At 69.4% G+C, this 21,133-nt stretch carries 15 protein-coding genes and 1 pseudogene; 12 read left to right on the top strand and 4 right to left on the bottom strand.

Going from position 1 to position 21,133, the window contains the following annotated elements; genetic code table 11:
• Positions 1-2: 2 nt before the first annotated feature.
• Positions 3-758, top strand: coding sequence for a DUF3159 domain-containing protein (locus ACWGJB_RS34510; RefSeq protein WP_453383983.1), 756 nt, complete (start codon positions 3-5; stop codon positions 756-758).
• Between the two features lie 66 nt (positions 759-824).
• Here the strand turns inward: ACWGJB_RS34510 and ACWGJB_RS34505 are convergent, their stop codons facing one another.
• Together ACWGJB_RS34505 and ACWGJB_RS34500 are read right to left on the bottom strand one after the other, a co-directional pair.
• Positions 825-1,496: a potassium channel family protein gene (locus tag ACWGJB_RS34505; RefSeq protein WP_351325775.1), complete on the bottom strand. Its 672-nt coding sequence runs from the start codon at positions 1,494-1,496 to the stop codon at positions 825-827.
• Positions 1,496-2,167, bottom strand: coding sequence for a potassium channel family protein (locus ACWGJB_RS34500; protein ID WP_351325777.1), 672 nt, complete (start codon positions 2,165-2,167; stop codon positions 1,496-1,498). The genes ACWGJB_RS34505 and ACWGJB_RS34500 overlap by 1 nt, the downstream gene beginning before the upstream one ends.
• Before the next feature lie 363 nt (positions 2,168-2,530).
• Here ACWGJB_RS34500 and ACWGJB_RS34495 point away from each other — a divergent pair, with 363 nt between their 5' ends.
• Both ACWGJB_RS34495 and ACWGJB_RS34490 read left to right on the top strand, forming a co-directional pair.
• A complete protein-coding gene (locus ACWGJB_RS34495) occupies positions 2,531-4,576 on the top strand; it encodes an APC family permease (RefSeq protein ID WP_453383982.1) in 2,046 nt (681 codons plus the stop codon).
• A gap of 124 nt (positions 4,577-4,700) precedes the next feature.
• Positions 4,701-6,029: a class I SAM-dependent RNA methyltransferase gene (locus ACWGJB_RS34490; RefSeq protein WP_453383981.1), complete on the top strand. Its 1,329-nt coding sequence runs from the start codon at positions 4,701-4,703 to the stop codon at positions 6,027-6,029.
• 803 nt (positions 6,030-6,832) lie between these two features.
• Here the strand turns inward: ACWGJB_RS34490 and ACWGJB_RS34485 are convergent.
• Entirely contained in the window at positions 6,833-7,681 is an 849-nt protein-coding gene (locus tag ACWGJB_RS34485) for an inositol monophosphatase family protein (RefSeq protein ID WP_453383980.1), read from the bottom strand.
• Between the two features lie 75 nt (positions 7,682-7,756).
• Here ACWGJB_RS34485 and ACWGJB_RS34480 point away from each other — a divergent pair.
• The 4 genes and pseudogenes from ACWGJB_RS34480 to ACWGJB_RS34465 all read left to right on the top strand — a co-directional run.
• Positions 7,757-8,104, top strand: a pseudogene (locus ACWGJB_RS34480) (transposase family protein); the annotation flags it as partial.
• Positions 8,105-9,649: 1,545 nt separating this feature from the next.
• Positions 9,650-10,039 (top strand): hypothetical protein, encoded by a 390-nt coding sequence (locus tag ACWGJB_RS34475; protein WP_453383979.1) that lies wholly within the window; start codon positions 9,650-9,652, stop codon positions 10,037-10,039.
• Positions 10,040-10,632: 593 nt separating this feature from the next.
• Positions 10,633-11,853 carry a 4-nitrotryptophan synthase gene (txtE, locus tag ACWGJB_RS34470; protein WP_453383978.1) on the top strand — a complete coding sequence of 407 codons (1,221 nt, stop codon included), beginning with the start codon at positions 10,633-10,635 and terminating at the stop codon, positions 11,851-11,853.
• A 189-nt stretch (positions 11,854-12,042) separates the two neighbouring features.
• Entirely contained in the window at positions 12,043-13,269 is a 1,227-nt protein-coding gene (locus ACWGJB_RS34465) for a nitric oxide synthase oxygenase (protein ID WP_453383977.1), read from the top strand.
• 118 nt (positions 13,270-13,387) lie between these two features.
• Here ACWGJB_RS34465 and ACWGJB_RS34460 read toward each other — a convergent pair whose 3' ends face one another.
• On the bottom strand, positions 13,388-13,825 hold the full coding sequence (locus ACWGJB_RS34460) for a hypothetical protein (protein ID WP_453383976.1): 438 nt from the start codon (positions 13,823-13,825) through the stop codon (positions 13,388-13,390).
• A 668-nt stretch (positions 13,826-14,493) separates the two neighbouring features.
• On the opposite strand from ACWGJB_RS34460, the gene ACWGJB_RS34455 reads away from it, so the two are divergent.
• From ACWGJB_RS34455 to sbnB, 5 genes are all read left to right on the top strand, one after another.
• Positions 14,494-15,339, top strand: coding sequence for an AfsR/SARP family transcriptional regulator (locus tag ACWGJB_RS34455; protein ID WP_453383975.1), 846 nt, complete (start codon positions 14,494-14,496; stop codon positions 15,337-15,339).
• Positions 15,340-15,726: 387 nt separating this feature from the next.
• Complete coding sequence (locus ACWGJB_RS34450; RefSeq protein ID WP_453383974.1) at positions 15,727-16,449, top strand: ABC transporter ATP-binding protein; 723 nt, start codon at positions 15,727-15,729, stop codon at positions 16,447-16,449.
• Positions 16,443-18,899 (top strand): FtsX-like permease family protein, encoded by a 2,457-nt coding sequence (locus ACWGJB_RS34445; RefSeq protein ID WP_453383973.1) that lies wholly within the window; start codon positions 16,443-16,445, stop codon positions 18,897-18,899. Before ACWGJB_RS34450 ends, ACWGJB_RS34445 begins: the two co-directional genes overlap by 7 nt.
• A 63-nt stretch (positions 18,900-18,962) precedes the next feature.
• Positions 18,963-19,829, top strand: a complete 867-nt coding sequence (locus tag ACWGJB_RS34440) for a pyridoxal-phosphate dependent enzyme (RefSeq protein WP_453383972.1) — start codon at positions 18,963-18,965, stop codon at positions 19,827-19,829.
• Between the two features lie 164 nt (positions 19,830-19,993).
• Entirely contained in the window at positions 19,994-20,992 is a 999-nt protein-coding gene (sbnB, locus tag ACWGJB_RS34435; protein WP_453383971.1) for a 2,3-diaminopropionate biosynthesis protein SbnB, read from the top strand.
• Positions 20,993-21,133 lie beyond the last annotated feature (141 nt).

Raw genomic sequence — 21,133 nt, 5'->3', positions numbered from 1 at the left:
CGGTGACGTCGCTCGACAAGCCGACCGAAGACACTCAGGCCAAGGACGATGCGCGGGCGGTGACCGAGGCCGCGCTGTTCGAGGCCTTCGGCGGCGTGCGCGGCATGGTCGAGACGGTGCTGCCCGGCCTGCTGTTCGTCACGATCTTCACCATCAACAAGGACCTGCACTGGTCGGCGATCGCCGCCCTCGCGGTCTCCGTGGTGCTGGTCGTGGTCCGCCTGGCGATGAGGGACACCGTCAAGCACGCCTTCAGCGGGGTCTTCGGCGTCGCCTTCGGTGTCGTCTTCGCGATGATGACCGGCAACGCCAAGGACTTCTACCTGCCCGGCATGCTCTACACGCTGGGCCTGGCGGTGGCGTACATCATCACCACGCTGTGCGGGGTGCCGCTGATCGGCCTGATCCTCGGCCCGGTCTTCAAGGAGAACCTCTCCTGGCGCACCCGCAACCCCGGCCGCAAGAAGGCGTACGCCAAGGCCAGCTGGGCCTGGGGCCTGATCCTGCTCGCCAAGTGCGCGATCCTCTTCCCGCTGTACTGGTGGGCCAACACGGCCCAGCTCGGCTGGGTGCTGGTCGCGCTGAAGATCCCGCCGTTCCTGCTCGCCGTCTGGCTCACCTGGGTCTTCCTGGCGAAGGCGCCGGCGCCGATCGACGTCTTCGCCGAGATGGAGGCGGAGGAGAAGGCCGAGGAGGAGCGCAAGGCCGCGCTGGCCGCGGAGAGCGGCGAGCCCTCCGGCGGACGGCACCGCAAGTAGACGGCTGCACGCGTACGACAGAAGGGCGCCCTCCGTAGCGGAGGGCGCCCTTCTTCCTGCGCTGCGTCAGACGTCTTCCCGCCGTACCGACAGCAGGTCCTCCAACTGCTCCTCGCGGGCCTGCGCCGCCACGAACAGGAGTTCGTCGCCGGCCTCCAGGGAGTCCTCGCGGGAGGGGGTGAGGACCCGGGTGCCGCGGATGATCGTGACCAGCGAGGTGTCCTCGGGCCACTCCACGTCGCCGACCTGGGTGCCGGCCAGGGCCGACTCCTCGGGCAGGGTCAGCTCCACCAGGTTGGCGTCGCCGTGGCTGAAGCGGAGCAGCCGGACCAGGTCGCCGACGCTCACCGCCTCCTCGACCAGGGCGGACATCAGACGGGGCGTCGACACGGCCACGTCCACGCCCCAGGACTCGTTGAACAGCCACTCGTTCTTGGGGTTGTTGACCCGGGCGACGACGCGCGGAACGCCGTACTCCGTCTTCGCGAGGAGCGAGACGACCAGGTTCACCTTGTCGTCGCCCGTCGCGGCGATCACGACGTTGCAGCGCTGCAGCGCCGCCTCGTCCAGGGAGGTGATCTCACAGGCGTCGGCGAGCAGCCACTCCGCCTGCGGGACCCGCTCCACCGAGATGGCGGTCGGGGCCTTGTCGATCAGCAGGACCTCGTGGCCGTTCTCCAGCAGTTCGCCCGCGATCGAGCGGCCCACGGCGCCGGCTCCGGCAATAGCGACCCTCATCAGTGACCGCTCTCCTCTTCCGGACCCCCGGCGAAGGCGGCCTCGACCTTGTCGACGTCGTCCGTGCGCATCATCACATGCACCAGGTCGCCCTCCTGCAGCACCGTCTGCGAGGTCGGCAGCATCGCCTCGCCGAGCCGGGTGAGGAACGCGACCCGGACGCCGGTCTCCTCCTGCAGCGTGCTGATCTTGTGGCCGACCCACTTCGGGGAGGCGTGCACTTCGGCGAGCTGGACCCCGCCGGTGGGGTCGCGCCACAGCGGCTCCGCGCCCGAGGGCAGCAGCCTGCGCAGCATCTGGTCGGCGGTCCAGCGGACCGTGGCGACGGTCGGGATGCCGAGGCGCTGGTAGACCTCGGCACGGCGCGGGTCGTAGATGCGGGCCGCGACGTTCTCCACACCGAACATCTCGCGGGCCACCCGGGCCGAGATGATGTTCGAGTTGTCACCGCTGGAGACGGCGGCGAAGGCGCCCGCCTCCTCGATGCCCGCTTCGCGCAGGGTGTCCTGGTCGAAGCCGACCCCGGTGACCCGGCGGCCGCCGAATCCCGGGCCCAGCCTGCGGAAGGCGGTGGGGTCCTGGTCGATCACGGCGACCGTGTGCCCCTGTTGCTCCAGGGTCTGGGCGAGAGCGGAACCCACTCTGCCGCAGCCCATGATGACGATGTGCACGACCGTCCTTCCGGTGTCCCAAAGTTACTGCTCAGCCCCATCAGGGTCTCAGACCGAGGCCCAAGCTACACACGCACCGTCCAGGCTGGGCACCCCTTGGTCATGCTCATCGGCGAGTGATGCTGCGCACGCTCCAGGCAGTGAGGATTCCGAGGCCGACGAGGGTCAGCATGGCGCCGATCAGTTCTGCGGTCGCGGGCATGAGACCTCCGAAGTGCGACGACAGGCGGGGTCTGTCATCTAGGCACGGATCGGACGTAAGCTGCGGAATCCGCAGTTCCAGCCGTCACTTTTTTCACTCGGGAGGCAGATCCCGTACTGCGGCTGGAGGCCTGCCAGGTGGAAGGCCTACGATCCTCTCTCGTGTCCAAACTGACCGACGTGCCCAAACGGATCCTGATCGGGCGCGCTCTGCGCAGTGACCGGCTGGGCGAAACGCTCCTGCCGAAGCGCATCGCACTCCCCGTCTTCGCCTCCGACCCGCTGTCCTCCGTCGCCTACGCGCCGGGGGAGGTCCTGCTGGTCCTGTCCATCGCGGGTGTGTCGGCGTACCACTTCAGCCCCTGGATCGCCGTCGCGGTCGTCGTGCTGATGTTCACGGTGGTCGCCTCCTACCGGCAGAACGTGCACGCCTACCCGAGCGGCGGCGGCGACTACGAGGTCGCCACCACCAACCTCGGCCCCAAGGCCGGCCTCACCGTCGCCAGCGCGCTGCTCGTCGACTACGTCCTGACCGTCGCCGTCTCCATCGCCTCCGGCATCGAGAACCTCGGCTCGGCGATCCCCTTCGTGGTCGAGCACAAGGTCCTCTGCGCGGTCACCGTGATCGTGCTGCTGACCCTGATGAACCTGCGCGGTGTGAAGGAGTCCGGCAAGCTCTTCGCGATCCCGACGTACGTGTTCGTCGGCGGCGTCTTCATCATGATCGCGTGGGGCGCCTTCCGGGGCCTGGTCCTCGGGGACACCATGCGCGCCCCGACCGCGGCCTACCACATCAAGGCCGAGCACCAGGGCCTGGCGGGCTTCGCGCTGGTCTTCCTCCTGCTGCGCGCCTTCTCCTCCGGCTGTGCCGCGCTCACCGGTGTCGAGGCGATCTCCAACGGCGTCCCGGCCTTCCGCAAGCCCAAGTCGAAGAACGCGGCGAGCACGCTGGCCGCGATGGGCCTGCTGGCGGTCACCATGTTCTGCGGCATCATCGCGCTCGCCATGGTCACCAAGGTCCGCATGGCCGAGAACCCGGCCACCGACCTGCTCCACAACGGCGTCGCGATCGGCTCCGGCTACGTCCAGAACCCGGTGATCTCCCAGGTCGCCGAGGCCGTCTTCGGCAAGGGCAGCTTCCTGTTCATCGTGCTCGCCGCGGCCACCGCCCTGGTCCTCTTCCTGGCGGCGAACACGGCGTACAACGGCTTCCCGCTCCTCGGCTCGATCCTCGCCCAGGACCGCTACCTGCCGCGCCAGCTGCACACCCGCGGCGACCGCCTCGCCTTCTCCAACGGCATCGTGCTGCTCGCCGGCGCCGCCGCCCTGCTGACGGTGATCTACGGCGCCGACTCGACCCGCCTCATCCAGCTCTACATCGTCGGCGTGTTCGTCTCCTTCACGCTCAGCCAGACCGGCATGGTCCGGCACTGGAACCGCCACCTGGCGACCGAGAAGGACCCGGCCAAGCGCAGCCACATGATCCGCTCCCGCGCGATCAACACCTTCGGCGCCTTCTTCACCGGCCTGGTGCTGGTCGTCGTGCTGGTCACGAAGTTCACCCACGGCGCCTGGGTGGCGCTGCTCGGCATGTGCATCTTCTACGCGACGATGACCGCGATCCGTAAGCACTACGACCGGGTCTCCGAGGAGATCTCGGCCCCCGAGGAGCCGGACGACGACCTGGTACGGCCGTCCCGCGTGCACTCGGTGGTCCTGATCTCCAAGATCCACCGCCCCACCCTGCGCGCCCTCGCCTACGCCAAGCTGATGCGCTCGGACACCCTGGAGGCGCTCACCGTCAACGTCGACCCGGCCGAGACGAAGGCGCTGCGCGAGGAGTGGGAGCGGCGCGGTATAGACGTCCCGCTGAAGGTCCTCGACTCGCCCTACCGCGAGATCACCCGGCCGATCATCGAGTACGTCAAGGGCCTGCGCGCCCAGTCCCCGCGGGACGCGGTCTCCGTGATCATCCCGGAGTACGTCGTCGGCCACTGGTACGAGCATCTGCTGCACAACCAGAGCGCCCTGCGCCTCAAGGGCCGGCTGCTGTTCACACCGGGTGTCATGGTGACCTCGGTGCCCTACCAGCTGGTGTCCTCGGAGGCGGCCAGGAACCGGGCCCGCAAGCGGCAGGACTGGAACGCACCGGGCGCCGTCCGGCGCGGGCCGGCCGAACACCGGCCGAAGGAGCACAGCGGGGGCTGAGCGCGGCCCGGAGGTTCCGGCGATCACGGTTAGCCGGGGCGCCCCGGCGAGCACGTAGACTGGTGGGCTGTCGTCGGCCCATGCGCGGTCGAACCCCCTCTCGTTGATCTGGAGTCACCCCGCCATGCAGGCAGAACCGAAGAAATCTCTGGTGGGGACGGAGTACGAGGTCGAGGTGGGCCCGGTCGCGCACGGCGGGCACTGCATCGCCCGGACCGCCGAGGGCCAGGTGCTGTTCGTCCGGCACGCGCTGCCCGGCGAGCGGGTGGTGGCCCGGGTGACCGAGGGCGAGGAGGGGGCCCGCTTCCTGCGCGCCGACGCGGTCGACATCGTGGACGCGTCCAAGGACCGCGTCGAAGCCCCCTGCCCCTACGCCGGCCCCGGCCGCTGCGGCGGCTGCGACTGGCAGCACGCCAAGCCGGGCGCCCAGCGTCGGCTGAAGGGCGAGGTGATCGCCGAGCAGCTGCGGCGGCTGGCCGGTCTGACGCCGGAGGAGGTGGGCTGGGACGGCACGGTGATGCCCGCCGAGGGCGACAAGCTGCCGGCGGGCGAGGTGCCGCAGTGGCGCACGCGCGTGCAGTACGCGGTCGACGCCGACGGCAACGCGGGACTGCGCCGGCACCGCTCGCACGAGGTGGAGCCGATCGAGCACTGCATGATCGCGGCGCCGGGGGTCAGCGAACTCGGCATCGAGGAGCGCGACTGGTCGGGCATGCTGGCGGTGGACGCGATCGCCGCGACCGGTTCCCAGGACCGCATGGTGATCCTGGAGCCCCGCCCCGGCGCCCGCCTGCCCCTGGTCGAACTCGACAAACCGGTGTCCGTCCTGCGCGTGGACGAGAACGACGGTGGCATCCACCGCGTCCACGGCCGCGCCTTCGTCCGCGAACGGGCCGACGGCCGCACCCACCGTGTGGGCAACGGCGGCTTCTGGCAGGTCCACCCGAAGGCGGCGGACACCCTGGTGACGGCGGTGATGCAGGGCCTGCTGCCGCGCAAGGGCGAGATGGCGCTGGACCTCTACTGCGGTGTCGGCCTGTTCGCCGGAGCTCTCGCCGACCGCCTCGGCGAGAAGGGCGCGGTGCTGGGCATCGAGTCCGGCAAGCGAGCGGTGGAGGACGCCCGCCACAACCTGGCCGGCTTCCCGCGGGTCCGCGTCGAGCAGGGCAAGGTCGAGTCGGTCCTCCCGCGCACCGGCATCACCGAGGTCGACCTCATCGTCCTCGACCCGCCCCGCGCGGGCGCGGGCCGCAAGACGGTGGAGCACCTGGCGTCCCTGGCCGCCCGCAGAATCGCCTACGTCGCCTGCGACCCGGCGGCACTGGCCCGCGACCTGGCGTACTTCCGGGACGGCGGATACCGGGTACGCACACTGCGGGCGTTCGATCTGTTTCCGATGACGCATCATGTGGAGTGCGTGGCGATCCTTGAACCGGTCGCAAAGGGCGCCTGACCTGCGGTTTCGTGCGTGCGCATTATGTGCGGTGTGGGCGTTACGGGCGATATCTTGACGCTGAAATGACGCTCGTGACGCTCATTTGACGCTCGTTCTGATGGGGTGTCAGGCGAACTGTTGGGCAGGTCAGGCTCTGTCCGGTGGCGTATATCGATGGGGCGCCGAGGGCGGGCGACGTTCTGCGCGGAGCTGCTGGTTCCTGACGATCACTTGTCCCGGAAGAGACCAGCCAACGCCGTGACCTGCGATGTCTGGCCCTCGCAGGTCGTTGACCTGTATGAACGCCCTTTCGGTTGTTTCACGCTCGTACTGGCTGATGCGGCCGGAAGTCCCAGGAAAGTCCCAGAGAACCCCCAAGGGCAGGAGCCACTCTTTCGGCTCTGTACAGGGCATGCGAGTGCGCTGTGGGTTGGTGATCGTGGATCGCCGGTCTGACCCGAATGAACGGCAACGCGCACTGCTCGAACGGCTCGCGGCCGGTGATGAGCATCCCGCAGCCTGGGCGCTGGGGGATTGGCGGTCGGCTTATGCCTTGCGTGATCGAGGGTTGTAGGGGGCAGTCGGAGTGGCAGGGAAGCGCTCGTGGAGGTCACCGAGGACGGCCTCTACTGCCTTCGGCATGGTCATCGTCCTGACGGGTTGACGCTGGCTGAAGGGGGCGATCAGGCGGCATCCGGCGGAGCTGCTGGGCGCAGGCGTAGCTCCGTGCCCTACGCCGAACGGCCCGTCGCTCGTGCGCGACTAAGACTTGTCCCGCAACGCTGTTCGGGGCGAAGTGGTGTATCCGCAGGGAGGGTCTCTCAGTTGGCGGCGATGTCCAGGAGTTGTTGGTGGAGTCCGGGGCGGGCGAACAACGCGGCTCCAGTGTCGCTCCGGTGCTGACCGGAGAGGTCGCTGAAGGTGCCGCCGGCTTCTTGCACGATGGGGATCAGCGGGGCGATGTCCCAGGGGCCGGCTCCCAGGAGGAGGAAGGCGTCCAGTTGACCGGTCGCGACTAGGAGAGCGCCGTGGCAGGTGCCGGACCCGGTGGACGGTTTGCGGGGCACCTGTGCGATGGGAACCGCTGCAGCCCAGTCGAGCGACGGTCGGACCTGCGAGACGCCCCGGGCCAGCCTCGCGGCCACGGCGCGTTCCTGCTGGTTCAGTCTGGCCGGAGGCGGCCAGATGCCGACCGACGCGTCCTGGGCACTTCCGCCTTGGGAGAGGGCCAACCGGTGCGTCGGTGCGGCTGGGTTGGACGGGCATGACCCCGCCCAGGAGCCCGAGTTCGGGCTGGCCCACCATCGGCGGCCCAGGGCCGGGGCGGAGACCATGCCCACGGTGATGCGGCCGTCCTCTTCGACGGCGATCAGGGTGCTCCACTCCGGTTCGCCGGCGAGGAAGCTCGCTGTACCGTCGATGGCATCGATGATCCAGCGCCGTCTGCCGTGCCCATGGGCGCCGAACTCCTCACCGATGAAAGCGTCGTCGGGATACTCCTGGCGGATCAGGGAGCGAAGGACGATTTCGATCTCCTGGTCGGCGTCAGTGACGGGGCTCCCGTCACGCTTCGTCCGGGATTCGATGGTGGTCGAGAAGTAGCTCCGGGCGATGGCATCCGCCTCGTCGGCGAGGCGGTGCGCCAGTTCCAGGTCTGCTCGGTCCGTCACGAGGCCGTCCTTCCCACCGTGGTCCGCTGTTGAGGCTCCGGACGGAGCGTGCAGGCGCGATGTCATTATCAACGCGTGGCTGCTGTGATCACGGCGTCGGAGCCGTCCTGGATTTCCCCGTTCACCGGACTGAACCCGCGCTGCATTGCCAAGTTGGTGACCGCACTACGGCGCGAGGGCGCAGACGGGGGCCGGACGGGCCGACCGTGGAGCCTGCCGTTGGACGACCGAGTCCTGCTGGTCACGGCCTACTGGCGTACGAACTTGACACTGCGCCAGCTCGCCCTGTTGTTGGGCATCTCAAAGTCCGCCGCGGACCGCATAGTCGACCACCTCGGTCCGCTGCTCGCACTCCAGCCCCGGAAGCGATTCCGTAAGGACACCGTGCTCATCGTGGACGGCACCCTGGTGCCCACCCGCGACCAGTACGAGGCCAGGATCCTGCTTGCCGCCCACCCGGCCGCCCGGATTCTTGCCACGTGCCGACCTGGAGTCGATCTGGGCAAGGCCGTGGCGCATGAGGTCGCCCCATGGCCGGTGCATGGACCCCACTGGAATCCCAGCTGATCGTCCTGCCCCCCAGGAGAGTTGAAGGCGGCGGTCCAACGCTGTCCTTCGTCGTGTTGAAGTGAACGTGTGAGCCTCTGGTGGCGACCGCCCAGGTCCCGCACGGTCCCAGGGTGGCTGAGGGTGCGTTCGAGCGGGTGGTGGGCGGTGGTGGGTCCACCCGCGCAGTGGCTGCTTGCCTGCAGCTTCTCCCTACGTTCGTGACTCTTGCCGCCTCCCCACGCCCCCTGATCCGGCGCTTGCCGGTCAGGGGGCTTCCGGCGTTGGCCCTCGATTCCACGGCGCTTCGAGAGGGGGCGGCGGCCACTCGCACAGTCCCAGCGGCGCTGCCTGCCACCGCGTAGTCTGTGGTCGTGGCATCGATCGGGATCCGCGCGCGCCTGACGCACGGCGGTGGCGGTGATGCATGTATGACGCACGAAACTCTCTGCGGGGTTTGGATTTCGCCTTCGAAATTTCCTCGGACCTGTATGTTTCCTTGAAGGAGGGCAAACCGATCGCCTTCCCTGTGACCTCGCAAGTGCGTGGCAATATTGGAGCCGATAAAAACGGGCCGATGACCTGCGGCTCTATGATTTCCGGTAGGTCTGCCGACCTCTTTCCAGGTAAACACCACCCGGACTGCCCCGGATTCCCTGGACAATCACTCCGACCTGGTGCTGCGTTCAGATTGCGCGTTGAGCGACTGGTACCTTTTCTGCTTGCCCAGGTGGCTGTCCAACTGTCTTGACGCTCGTTTGACGCTGATCTGCTCCTTGCGTGGTTCCAGTGAACGGTTCTGGTTCGTCGGCGCGTCCAGTGTGCGTGTGCGAGCGGCCCAGGTTCGGTGTTGTGGCCGATGCGCTGTCGACGCAGCCGCCGATGGTCAGGAAGGGGGGAGGAGTCGTGCTGGCGGCTGAGGTTGGTGTCGGTTCCCGTCAGGGTGCCGTTTTGGTGCGAGTGGCTCGACTGGTTCGCCGGCGCGCTTCCCGGCGAACCAGTGGTACTCGCCACCCATGACCGGCCAGTGCCGGTTCCGCCGGACGGAGCCTGCGAGCCCCGGGCTATAGAACCCGTACCGGAAATAAATAGCCGTCGCCGCCACAGTGACACCATTGGCAACGAGCGGAGGCGTTGAGAAGTGAGCGCGGACCCGAACTGGCGGCCGATGGAGATCGGCCCCGGGGACGTCGTAGCATCGGCGACCGCAGAGGGACTGGTCGACCATCCGCGGCGACCGGACGGACTCGAGGAACTGCTCGTCCGCGAGAGGGCGCTGGAGGTCCGGGGCATCGGCGTCAGCTCAGCCCGGACCAGCTGTTGCCTCACCGGCTTATCCATGTGCACGGCAACTCGTCCCGAATCGAGTTCGGCAAGGACGTCTGTGCCGCGACCGAATGCACCGTCTCGATGTAGAACGAGATGAGTTACGCCCCGCACGGCGTTCACTGGCTGGAGGCGCTGGACGCGGAGCTTCGCGAGGCCTTCGCGGGCGGCGTTCGTGACAGCCGGAGCCTCCACGACAGTTGTGGACTCGGCAAGAGCCGGCACCAGACCTTCGATCTGGATGACCGCGACGAGGCCGAGGAGTTCCTGTCCGTCACCGGGGCGGCCTGGGAAGGGGAGGCGGACGGCGTCCTGCGCGTCGCCCAGGACCGTCCCGCTACCAAGCGGCGCCTCGTGACCGGCGCGGAGGTCTGGCTCAACCAGGTGGACCAATGGCATCAGGCCGGCCCTGGCGACGAGACCGCCAGACCCCTCGCCGAGGTCGCCGTCGCCATGACCGGCCTCCACGACCTGACCGCGCACTGAAGACCGGGAACCACGATGTCCCACGAGATGCCGAAAGCATTCCCCTGGCTGCGCGTGTTCCGGCAGCCGGGGGTCGTGCCCCTGTTGCACCGACCCATCGCGTTCGTCGGCCACAGCGTGGGCGCCCCCGGGCCTTCGAGGTGGCCGGGCACCCACGGCTGTGTCACCCCTCGCCACTGCGGGGGCTCTTCGTCGCTGACGACCACCGCCGTGTCTCCGGTGCGCCGCTCATCCGCCCCGTCACGGCGTTCTCGGAGGCCGCCGGCGACAGGTTCGGCGTCGCGAACGCCAAGACACGAGCGCGTCGTACCCTCGGTGGCTTTGAACACCACGCTTTCACCGGCAACCACTTCCACACCGAAGGGGGCCGGACGTACTCGCCGCCGTGCCGTGGGCCGCGCTGGAACGGCTCATCCCGTTCGGCCGGCGAACGACAGCCATGCATGAGAACTTCCTGGCGCTTCCAGTGCTCCTCCCCCCACAGCGGCACAGACGGCCGCACGGGCGGCACAGCAACTGGCCGAGGCCGCCATCCACCACTCGTCACTGGCCCAAGCGGTCTTTCCGGACCTCTCCACCTGAAAGGTTTTCCTGTGAGTGAATCGTCGCCATTGTCGGATCCGGGCATCGTGCCCAACCCGTACCCGGTCTATGCCGCCCTCGCGGAACACGAACCGGTCCACTGGTGCGAGGGCCTGAACGCCTGGGCCGTCACAAGGTATGACGACTGCGCCGGCGCGCTGAAGGACCCCCGCTTCAAGGCCGAGCGCATGGAGGGGGTGCTGGACGCGAAGTTCGACGGCCGCTCGCTGCCGGCGGACAACATCTACCACCAGTTCACCAAGAACGTCATGATGTACACGGACGCTCCACGCCACACCGCGCTGCGGCGGTCCACCCACGCGGCTTTCACCCGCGAGGCCCATGCGCACTACAGCCAGGTGATCGAGCGCGTGGCGTACGACCTGGTCGCCTCCCTCCCGGATGGCACCAAGGAGATCGACGCCGTTCCCGCACTGGCCGCCAAGCTCCCGGTGAACGCCGCCGTCCACGCCTTCGGAGTCCCCGAGGTGGACCTGGACTTCGTGATACCGCGGGTCGACACGCTCATGACCTACTGGTCCGGCCCGCAGGACCAGCCGTTGGAGCTCGACTTGCTGCTCGAGCACCTTACGGATCTGCACACTTACGCCCTGGAACTCATCCAGGGAAAGCGCGGGACGGTCCTCCCCGACACGGTCATCGCGCGTCTGGCCGCCGCTCAGGCCGCAAACGTCGACTCCACACCCGAGCAGACGATCCATCAGCTCGTCCTGCTGCTCATCGCGCTGTTCGCACCCACCACCCCGGGCTCCACCAGTAGCGGCATGCTGGCGTTCGCGACGAATCCGGAGCAGATCGAGCGCTATCTGACGGACCCTGCCTGTGCGGACAACGCGGTCAATGAGCTGGTCCGCTACAACGCTTCGAACCAGTTCACATGGCGCCGGGCAGGAACGACACTCGACCTGAACGGGGTGCAGATCGAGGAAGGGCAGAACGTCGCCCTTTTCCTGGGAGCAGCGAACCGCGACCCCCGTGTGTTCGAAGAGCCGGACGAGTTCGACCTTGGGCGGCCCAACAGCGGAAAGCACCTTACGTTCGGGGTGGGACCGCACTCCTGCCTCGGCCGGCAGATCGCCGCCCTGGAACTCAAGTGGTTCTTCGCCGCACTGTTCGAGCGCTTCCCGAAGATCAGCCTGGCGGGCGAACCCATCTGGAACCCGAACCTGGAATTCCGCTCCCTCAAGTCCCTGCCGCTGAGCCTCGGCTGACCGGACATCGGTACCGCGAAACCACCCCTCCACCCTGACCGTGGGCGTCCACACACGAAGCGGGCATGTTCCGCAACGCCGTTCGGCGGCGCGCTGTGGACGCCCACGCCGTCTTCCGCATCACAGCACTCCGTGCGCTCCGCCCAAGGGACGGCGGACGAACTCCCACAGGCCACCGTGAGGAGCACCATGCAATCCGAGACCCTGCTGCGCGGCCGCGCTCATCAGGCAGCCCTCGCCCCGGGCAGCCGTACGCCGCAGCCGCCCACCGACAATGCCTCGCCGGTCGGCGGCGCCGCCGACCTGGAGGAAGCCGAGGACTTCCTCGCCCAGTTCCACACGGAGAACCCCGGGCAGCCCGTCGTCCTCGCACAGCGACTGCGCCAGGTGCGCGCGGAGGCCGAGGAACTGGGCACCTACACGCACACCCCGGAGGAACTCGTCTTCGGCGCCCGGGTGGCCTGGCGGAACGCCTCCCGCTGCATCGGCCGCCTGTACTGGAACAGTCTGAACGTGCGCGACCTGCGCGGTGTGACTTCACCCGGTGAGGTTCACCGGGAGCTGTGCGAGCACCTGCGTCTGGCGACCAACGGCGGACGCGTGCGACCCGTCATCTCCATCTTCGCCCCCGACACCCCGGACCGTCGCGGCCCGAGAGTGTGGAACGACCAACTTGTGCGCTACGCCGGGCATCGCCGACCGGACGGCGGTATCACCGGCGATCCGGCGTACGTCGGCTTCACCGACGTCGTACGGGAGATGGGCTGGCAGCCTCCTGGCGGTCCCTTCGACGTGCTCCCCCTGGTCGTGGAGACCTCCGACGACAAGGCGCAGCTGTTCGACATACCCCGGGACCTCGTCCTGGAAGTGCCCCTGAGCCACCCCGACCACCCGTGGTTCGGGCAGCTGGGCCTGCGGTGGCACGCTGTCCCCGCAATCTCCAACATGCGTCTGCGGATCGGGGGTGTCGACTACCCTCTGGCCCCGTTCAACGGCTGGTACATGGGCACCGAGATCGGGGCCCGCAACCTGGTCGACGAGGACCGCTACAACCTCCTGCCCGTCGTCGCCGGCCACCTCGGCCTGGACACCGGCAGCGAGAGCAGCCTGTGGCGCGACCGAGCCCTGGTCGAGATCAACGTGGCGGTCCTGCACTCCTTCGAAGCCGCGGGCGTGAAAATCACCGATCACCACACCGAGTCCCGCCGCTTCCTCGCCCACCTGGCGAAGGAGGAGAGTCAGGGCCGTATCGTGCCGGCCGACTGGAGCTGGATCGTCCCGCCGGTGTCCGGTGGCATCACGCCCGTCTTCCATCGCTACTACGACGAGGCCGATCTCCAGCCGGGCTTCCACTTGGACGACCACGCCCGTGCCCTCGGTCGCGGGCAGTGCCCCGTGACGTCGGAACTCACATAGTCACCGTCCCGGAGGACTTCCTCCTTCGGGCGGATGCCTGCGGCCTGTCCTTTCCGTCCGCGTGCGGATGGCACCGTCCAGGTGCCGCGGGACAGACGGATCTCGCTGACGAGTTTGATCAGATCCGCGTCCTGTCGTGATCCGGCTCACTTGTCCCAGGGCGGCCGTTCCAGTCCAGAGCGGTCTTCGACAGACGTATCATCACGTAACAGGCGGGCAGTTCCACGCCCAAGGCCATGGCCCACGCGATGTACCAGTCGGTAGGGCTGTCCACGGTCATCACATCGAACCACGCGTCCAGCAGCAGCAGTGCCGCGGCCGCGGCGGCGACCGGTGAGACTGCGCGGCTCCTCCGCATGGTCAAAACACCGGTGGCGGTCAGTGTGGCGGCCTCGCACAGATCGAGGCCGATCCAGGACACCGACCAGTTCTGCGCCTGCACTTCGCCGTCCGTGATGGAGCCCAGGTACACGGTCCACGCCAGCAGAAGACCGGCCACCGCGAGGAGGACGAGGCCCAGCCGCGCGGGCGTCCGAGTCATCAGGTTCATCAGCATTCGAGAACCGTAACCGGTCCTTGGAGCGGTGGAGTAGCGGTGATATCGAGCCGATAACCGTCTTCCAGTAGTTGCCCGCTGACGATTCGGGCGATTAGCCCATTCTTGCTGCGGATCGCGGTGCCGCATCAACCGACTTTCGGCAGCAGCTAATTTTGGCCAATGGCGTCTATTCTCCCCTCGCCCGACCACTCCATCCTTTGCGGTCCGCAGCGTAAAACTTTACGAGCCGCTGGTGAACCTTCGTGGCTGCCCTCGTTCTACCACGTGCCGAGCCTTAGGTCGCGTCGTGGCCGTAAATCATTGATCACCTGTTTCGGCCACGGTCAAGTCCGGTCCCGGCCAGACCGTGGAGACTATGCCGACACGATTTTCAGTTGACATGTAACGGCTTCAACGAAAAGACTGCCTCGAGCTCAAAGTGCGAGCCTTCGTCAGGTGGATACGCCCTGATCAGACATCTTCTGCCTACCACTGGGCCGTGTTTTCAGTGGGTTTCGGGGCCCGAGCCTAGGCCGGAGGGATCGCCACGGCGGGACAGCTTTAGACAAATGAGAACTACAGGGGGAACTCATGTCACGGTCGAAGGCAGCCATGTCCATAATGAAATCTCCATCGGCCGGCGAGGGGGTGGACGCCTCCTCTCGCGGCCCGCTAGGTGATCGGTGATGGCGATGGGGGGTGCTGACGCGCAGGGTCCCACCGCGGGTGAGGGCATCCGGATCCGTCTTCTCGGCCCGATCCGGGCCTTCGTCGGTGGCAGGGAGGACACTCTCGGCGGGGTCAAGCAGCGGACGATGCTGGCCGCGCTCCTACTGGCCAACGGAAGGCCGCTGTCGGACACCCAGATCAGCCGTTTGCTGTGGGACTGGGACCCGCCGAGCACCGCGGGGGCGCAGATCCACACCTACGCTTCCAGGCTGCGCAAGCGCCTCGGCGTGACCGTCCCGATCACCCGCCTGCGTTCGGGCTATCGGATCGATATGAGCCAAGTCTGGTGTGACCAAGTGGAGTTCGAGGAGCTTGCCCGGAGCGGCCAGGCCGCCCTGGACGACGGACAGTGGGAGCGGGCGGCGGAACTGCTCCGTCGGGCGCTGGACCTGTGGGACGGCGAGGCTCTGGCCGACGGCACCAAGCGGCTGGCCGAGACCGAGGGGCTGGCCTGGGGTGAGCGGCGGATCGCTGTCCACGAGTCCCGGATCGAGGTCGACCTGGCGCTCGGCAGGCACCGCGCGCTGATCGCGGAGCTCACCGGTCTGGTGGCGGCATTCCCGCTACGGGAACGATTCCGTGCTCAGCTGATGATCGCGCTCGCCCGGTCCGCCCGCCAGGCCGAGGCGGTGCGCCTGTTCAACGAGGGGCGGCGGTTGCTGGTGGACGAGCTGGGCGTTGACCCCAGCGTGGTCCTCACCGACGCCTATCAGGAAATCCTCACCGGCGATGCCGTCCGGGTGCCTACCCAGGCGAGGCCGGTGGCGTCCGTGCTGCTCGACGCGGCCGGGCGGTCGGCCTGACGGCTGGTCAGGTGTCATCGGCTGACGTGGGGGCCTGCTCAGGCACCCCACGTCAGCGGGTGGGCGCGCGAAGAGGGGGCGAACAGCCGGGAGTGGACAAGAGCAGACCTCGGCGAGTGCAAGGCCTGGCCGAGATCAGCTCAACCCCGGTCCGGAGCTCGTGTATCGAGGGACTATAGAGCGATCTCCTAGGAATTAAGCAGGATTCGCGCTGCGCGGCGCCCACTTCGGGAGCGCCCGTACGCCGGCCCACCCGAGAGCTCCGAGAGGTTCAAGTCCTTGCTCAGCAGAATCGCAGATCGTAACCGCGGCGAACGAGGTCGTGGCGCGCACACCGGGACGTCGGCGGCAGGTGACGGCTCCGGCGTACTGGCGCGGCTCGAGGGCGTGCACAAGACGTACGGCCGCGGCGACAACCGGGTACGGGCGCTCGACGGGGTGGACATCGACTTCGCGGCGGGCACCTTCACCGCCATCATGGGCCCTTCGGGCTCGGGCAAGTCGACGCTGCTGCAGTGCGCGGCGGGCCTGGACCGGGTCGACGCGGGCAAGGTCCTGCTGGACGGCGCCCCGTTGCACCAGCTCTCCGAGCGGGCGCTGACCGAGTTGCGCCGCGAACACATGGGCTTCATCTTCCAGTCCTTCAATCTGATCCCGGCACTGACGGCCCGACAGAACGTCGAGCTGCCCCTCCGGTTGGCCGGGCGCGCCATCGATCCGGCGGCTATCGACAAGGGGCTGGCCGAGGTCGGTCTCGCCGAGCGCGGTGGGCACCGGCCTGCCGAACTGTCGGGTGGTCAGCAGCAGCGCGTCGCGATCGCGCGGGCGCTGGTGACCAGGCCCAAGGTGATCTTCGCCGACGAGCCGACCGGTGCGCTGGACTCGCGAACCGCGCGTGAGGTCCTGGCGCTGCTGCGCGGCGTTGTCGAGCAGCACGGGCAGACGGTGATCATGGTCACGCACGACCCGGTGGCAGCCTCGTACTCTCAGCAGGTGGTCTTCCTCGCCGACGGCAGGGTGACCGGTGAGCTGTTCGAGCCGACGGCCGAGTCCGTAGCCATGCGGATGGCCGCGCTGGAGCCCGGCGAGAGCGAGACGAAGCCGTGCTGAGCATCGCCGTAGCCACCCTCCGGCACCGTCTGGTGGGCTTCGTGGGTGCCTTCCTCGCCCTCGCCCTCGGCACGACGATGATCGGCATGATGACGCTGACCCTGGCGGCCACCTTCGGCACGCCGCATCCGGGGCCGCAGCGGTTCAAGGAAGCCTCGACCGTCCTCGCGCCGCAGGGCTTCGAGGGGCGCCCGATGAAGGCCCCCGCGGTGCTGCCCGCCGACGTCGTGACCAAGGTGACCGCGGCCGGGAAGGTCACGGCCGACCGCAGCTTCCCGGTACGGCTGAGCACCGGTTCCGAGGATACGACCGGTCACCCCTGGAGCTCGGCCGCCTTCGCGGGCTACCACCTCGTGGCCGGACGCGCGCCGGAGGCCGCGGACGAAGTCGTCGTCACCGGCGGTGTCAAGTCGCTGATCGGACGTCGAACCGAGGCGGTCACCGCCCGGGGCGCCGGCCCTTACCGGGTGGTGGGGGTCACCGACGCGCTCTGGTTCGAGAACGCGGTCTTCTTCAGCGACGCCGAGGCGGAGCGCCTGTCGCCCGGCGTCAACGCACTGGTCACCGACCAGAAGACGAGCCGGCTGTCCACCCTCGTGGGCGACCGGGCCGTGGTCCTCGGCGGCGACGACCTGACCCGGATCGACCCCGACGACACCGGCGGCGCCGAGGCGCTCGCCAACGCCCAGGCGATGGCGGGCAGTACGACCGGCCTCGCGGTGTTCGTCGCGGTGTTCGTCGTCATCGCGACCTTCGCCTTCGCCACCGAGCAGCGCCGCCGCGAACTGGCGCTGCTGCGGCTGGTGGGCGCCGCGCCGCGGCAGGTGCGGCGCATGGTGCTCGGTGAGGCGATGCTGATCGGCCTGGCGGCGGCGGCCGCCGGCTGCGTCCTCGCCCCGCTGTGCACCATGCCGCTGCGCTCCTGGATGCTCGACCACGACGTCGCCCCTTCCTGGTTCACCATCCCCTTCAACCCGCTGCCGCTGCTGATCTCCTTCGTCATCGGCGTGGCCGCGGCGCTGGCCGGCTCGGCCGCCACCCTCGTCCGGGTCTCGCTGATCCGGCCGATCGAGGTGCTGCGGGAAAGCGTGGTGGAGCGTCGCGGGATGACGCCGATCCGCTGGCTGCTCGGGATCGGAATGCTGATCGGGGCAGTCGTCGCCGGGATCGTGATCTTCCGGACCGAGCCGTATCTGGCGGCCAGTGCCCGCAAGTACGAGGCGGTGCCGGTCCTCTACGTCGGCGCGGTCACCCTGCTGGCGCCGATCCTGCTGCGACCGGTCACCCGGCTGCTGACCGGCCCGATGCGCGGCTCGGCCAAGGCCGGACCGCTGCTGGTACGCGAGAACATCCTCACCTCCCGGCGGCGTACGGCCGCCATGGTGGCGCCGATCGTGGTGGCCGTCGGGCTGGTAGGCGCCCTGCTGACGATGCAGAAGTCCGGTGACGCCGCGGTCCTCACCCGTCAGCAGCAGGAAGTCCAGGCGGCGGGCGTCGTCGTCCCCGGCGGTTCCGGGATCGACGCCCGCACGCTGGAGCGGCTGACGGCCGTGCCCGGGGTCCGAGTCACCCCGGTCACTTCGATGAACATCCGGATAGGCACCGCCCAGGGCGAGCAGATCGACTCGCTGCGCACCAACGCGGTGCCCGCGACGGCGCTGGGCACCACCATCACGCCGCCGGTGGTCTCCGGCTCGCTCGCCTCGCCGCCGGAGAACTTCGTGGTCATCGACGAGCACGCGGCCGAGTCCGACAGCCTGTCGGCCGGGGACCACGTGGTCACGCTGCTGCCGACCGGTGAAAAGGTTCGAACCGTCATCGCGGCGGTGGTCGCGCGCGGTCTGAACGGTGACGACACCTATGTGTCCGCGTCACTGACCGGCGCGGTGATGCCGAGCCAGGTCTACCTCGACTCGACGGCGGGCGTGGGCCGGCCGCTCGACGAGCGGCAGACGGCCGCGGTGAACCAGGCGCTGGCCGGCTCCGGCGCGCACGTCCTGACCTACGGCGCCTATCTGGAGGCCCAACGCGCGCATGCTGCCGAGCAGACGAACAACGCCGCGGTGGTCATCCTGGGGATCGCACTCGCCTACGCACTGATCGCGGTCGCGAACACTCTGATCATGGCGATGGCCGGGCGGCGGCGGGAGTTCGCCCTGCTCGGGCTGGCCGGCACGGTGCGCAGTCAGATCGTGAAGGTCGCCGCCGCCGAGGCCGCCGTGGCGGTGGTCGTCGGCACGGTGCTCGCCGCAGCGGCGACCGGTCTCGCCGCGGCGACCCAGCACGTCACGCTGAGCAAACTTGTGGCCGGCGCGCCGACGGTGATCCCGTGGGCGCAGGTCCTGGGGACCGTCGCGCTCTGCGCCCTCGTCACCGTCGTCACCGCGTCCGGGGCGACCGGACGGGCGACCCGCCAGCGGGCGATCGAAGCCGCGGGCATCCGCGAATAGAACACGGCCGGGACCACGCGCGAGCCGCGGACGGACGGCAGAGAGGATGAGGTGAGAACACCCATGGGGCTCAGCGCAGGGATTCTGGACACGATCGGCGACACCGCCCTGGTACAGCTGGTGCGGGTCGCCGGAGGCTTCCCGGGGCAGCTCCTCGCCAAGCTGGAAGGTTTCAACCCGACCGGCAGCACGGAGGACCGCTCCGCCGTCGCAGCGGTGGACGAACTGCTGCGGCGCGGCGAGCTGGTCGAGGGCGCGACCCTGGTGGCCGAGACCGGTTCCGCCGACTTCGCGGCGAGCCTGACCCAGGTCTGCCGCAGCCGGCGGGTCGAGCTCGTCTGTGTCGTCAGTCCCGACGTCGAGGCCGCCGTGGGCGGCCTGCTGCGGGCCTATGGCGCCCGGGTCGCGGTGCCGGACGGCGCCGTGGCGGACGAGCCGGCGCGGGCGGCGTTCGCCCGCGATCTCGCGGCGCGAATCGGCGGGCACTGGCCCGGCTCGCACAGCGCGCTGCGCCGCGCCGAGTCCGACCGGGGTGCCGCGCGCGAGATCCTGGAGCACGTCGACGGGCCGTTCGACCTGGTGATCTGCGACGCGGACAGCCCGGCGGTGCTACGCGGCTGCGCCGATCAGATCCGATTGCTGGGCCTGGCCACGGAGCTGGTCGCGGTCCACCTGGTCGGCGACGCCGAGGTACCGGTGCCGGCGGATCCGGGCGTCGAAGGGGTGCGCCACCGGCTTCGGATCGACCGGACGACGGCCGCCCGCGCCTGCCGACGGCTGGTCGAACGGGAGGCGATCCTCGCCGGGCCGCGCTCCGGGGCGGCGCTGGCCGCCTTCGAGCAGCTCGCCGACGGGCTGGCGCCCGACGCGAAGGTCGTCCTGCTCTTCCCGGACAAGGGGCACCGCCACCTGGACTCGATCTACTCCTGAGCACCCGGTCAACGGCACCTCGGCGCCCCTCCCGCCGACCGTGACCCCGGTGACGCCGACCGCGACCCCGGGCCCGGCGGCCCGCTCCGTGACGCCCTGGACGGGCTGCCACCTCCCGCACATCCGGACCCCGTTCTCCGAGGGTTCCCGACCGAAGGAACGTCATGCTGGTCCTGCGAAACTCCGAGGTTCGCAAGATCCTCGACACCCACCGCGACCTGGTCGTCGAGGCCGTCGGCGACACCTACCGGAGGCACGCCGCGGGCCTGACCACGGTGCCGCACTCGATCTTCCTCCGCTTCCCGGACATGCCCAAGAACCGCATCATCGGCCTGCCGGCCTATGTGCGCGGCGGTGACGAGCCCGCGTCGATCGGGATGAAGTGGATCGCCTCCTTCCCGGACAACGTCGCGCGCGGCGTCGACCGGGCCAGTGCCGTCATCGTGCTCAACGACTCGAAGACCGGGCGGCCGACAGCGCTGATCGAGGGCTCCGAGATCTCGGCGCATCGCACTGCGGCCAGCGCGGCGATCGGCGCCCGGGTGCTCTCCGTGGAAGCCGAGCCCGAGGAACTCGCCCTGATCGGCTGCGGCCCGATCAACCGTCAGGTGCGGTACTACCTGCGTGATGCCTTCCCGAGCCTGAGCCGGCTGCGGCTGTTCGACCTCGACCGCGAGCGGGCGCAGCGCTTCGGTGAGGAGGCCGAGCGGCAGTACGGCCTGACGACGACCGTCGGCGGCTCCGTGGCCGAGACGATCGCCGGGCAGCGCCTGATCGCCCTCGCCACCACCGCGCCCGCTCCCCATCTCGACCTCGGGCCGGCAGCCGAGGACGCGACCGTCCTGCACGTCTCGCTGCGCGACCTGCACGTCGAGGAGATCCTCGGCGCGCAGAACGTGGTGGACGACGCCGACCACGTCTCCCGCGAACAGACCTCGGTACACCTGGCCGAGCAGGCCAGCGGCTCGCGTGACTTCATCGACGCCGAGATCGGCGTGATCCTGCGCGAGCCGGCCTCGTTCCGACGAGACCCGGCCCGCCGGGCGATCTACTCGCCGTTCGGCCTCGGGAGCCTCGACATCGCGGTCGCCGACCGCATCCGGGGCATCGCGCGGGCCGCCTCCCTGGGCGTCGCCATCGACGGCTTCCTGCCGGGCGAGTAGCCCCCCTGCACGCCGGTCCCGCCCGCCGGTCCCGGGGGGGGGGCCGCCGCGGGGGGGGGGGGGGGGGGTTGGGGGGGGGGGCCCCCCGCCGCGGCCGGGGGCGCCCCCCCACGGCCCCCCGCCCCCCCCGGGGGGGGGGGC

The sequence above is a fragment of the Streptomyces sp. NPDC054813 genome, from assembly GCF_053611365.1.
The sequence above is the reverse complement of the archived record's forward strand: the minus strand, read 5'-3'. Positions and strand labels throughout refer to the sequence as shown.

Coding starts and splice junctions, on each gene's coding strand:
- ACWGJB_RS34505 (WP_351325775.1), bottom strand. CDS start 1,496: ATGAGGGTCGCTATTGCCGGAGCCGGCGCCGTGGGCCGCTCGATCGCG.
- ACWGJB_RS34490 (WP_453383981.1), top strand. CDS start 4,701: ATGCAGGCAGAACCGAAGAAATCTCTGGTGGGGACGGAGTACGAGGTC.
- ACWGJB_RS34475 (WP_453383979.1), top strand. CDS start 9,650: ATGAGTTACGCCCCGCACGGCGTTCACTGGCTGGAGGCGCTGGACGCG.
- ACWGJB_RS34465 (WP_453383977.1), top strand. CDS start 12,043: ATGCAATCCGAGACCCTGCTGCGCGGCCGCGCTCATCAGGCAGCCCTC.
- ACWGJB_RS34460 (WP_453383976.1), bottom strand. CDS start 13,825: ATGCTGATGAACCTGATGACTCGGACGCCCGCGCGGCTGGGCCTCGTC.
- ACWGJB_RS34455 (WP_453383975.1), top strand. CDS start 14,494: ATGGCGATGGGGGGTGCTGACGCGCAGGGTCCCACCGCGGGTGAGGGC.
- ACWGJB_RS34440 (WP_453383972.1), top strand. CDS start 18,963: ATGGGGCTCAGCGCAGGGATTCTGGACACGATCGGCGACACCGCCCTG.
- sbnB (WP_453383971.1), top strand. CDS start 19,994: ATGCTGGTCCTGCGAAACTCCGAGGTTCGCAAGATCCTCGACACCCAC.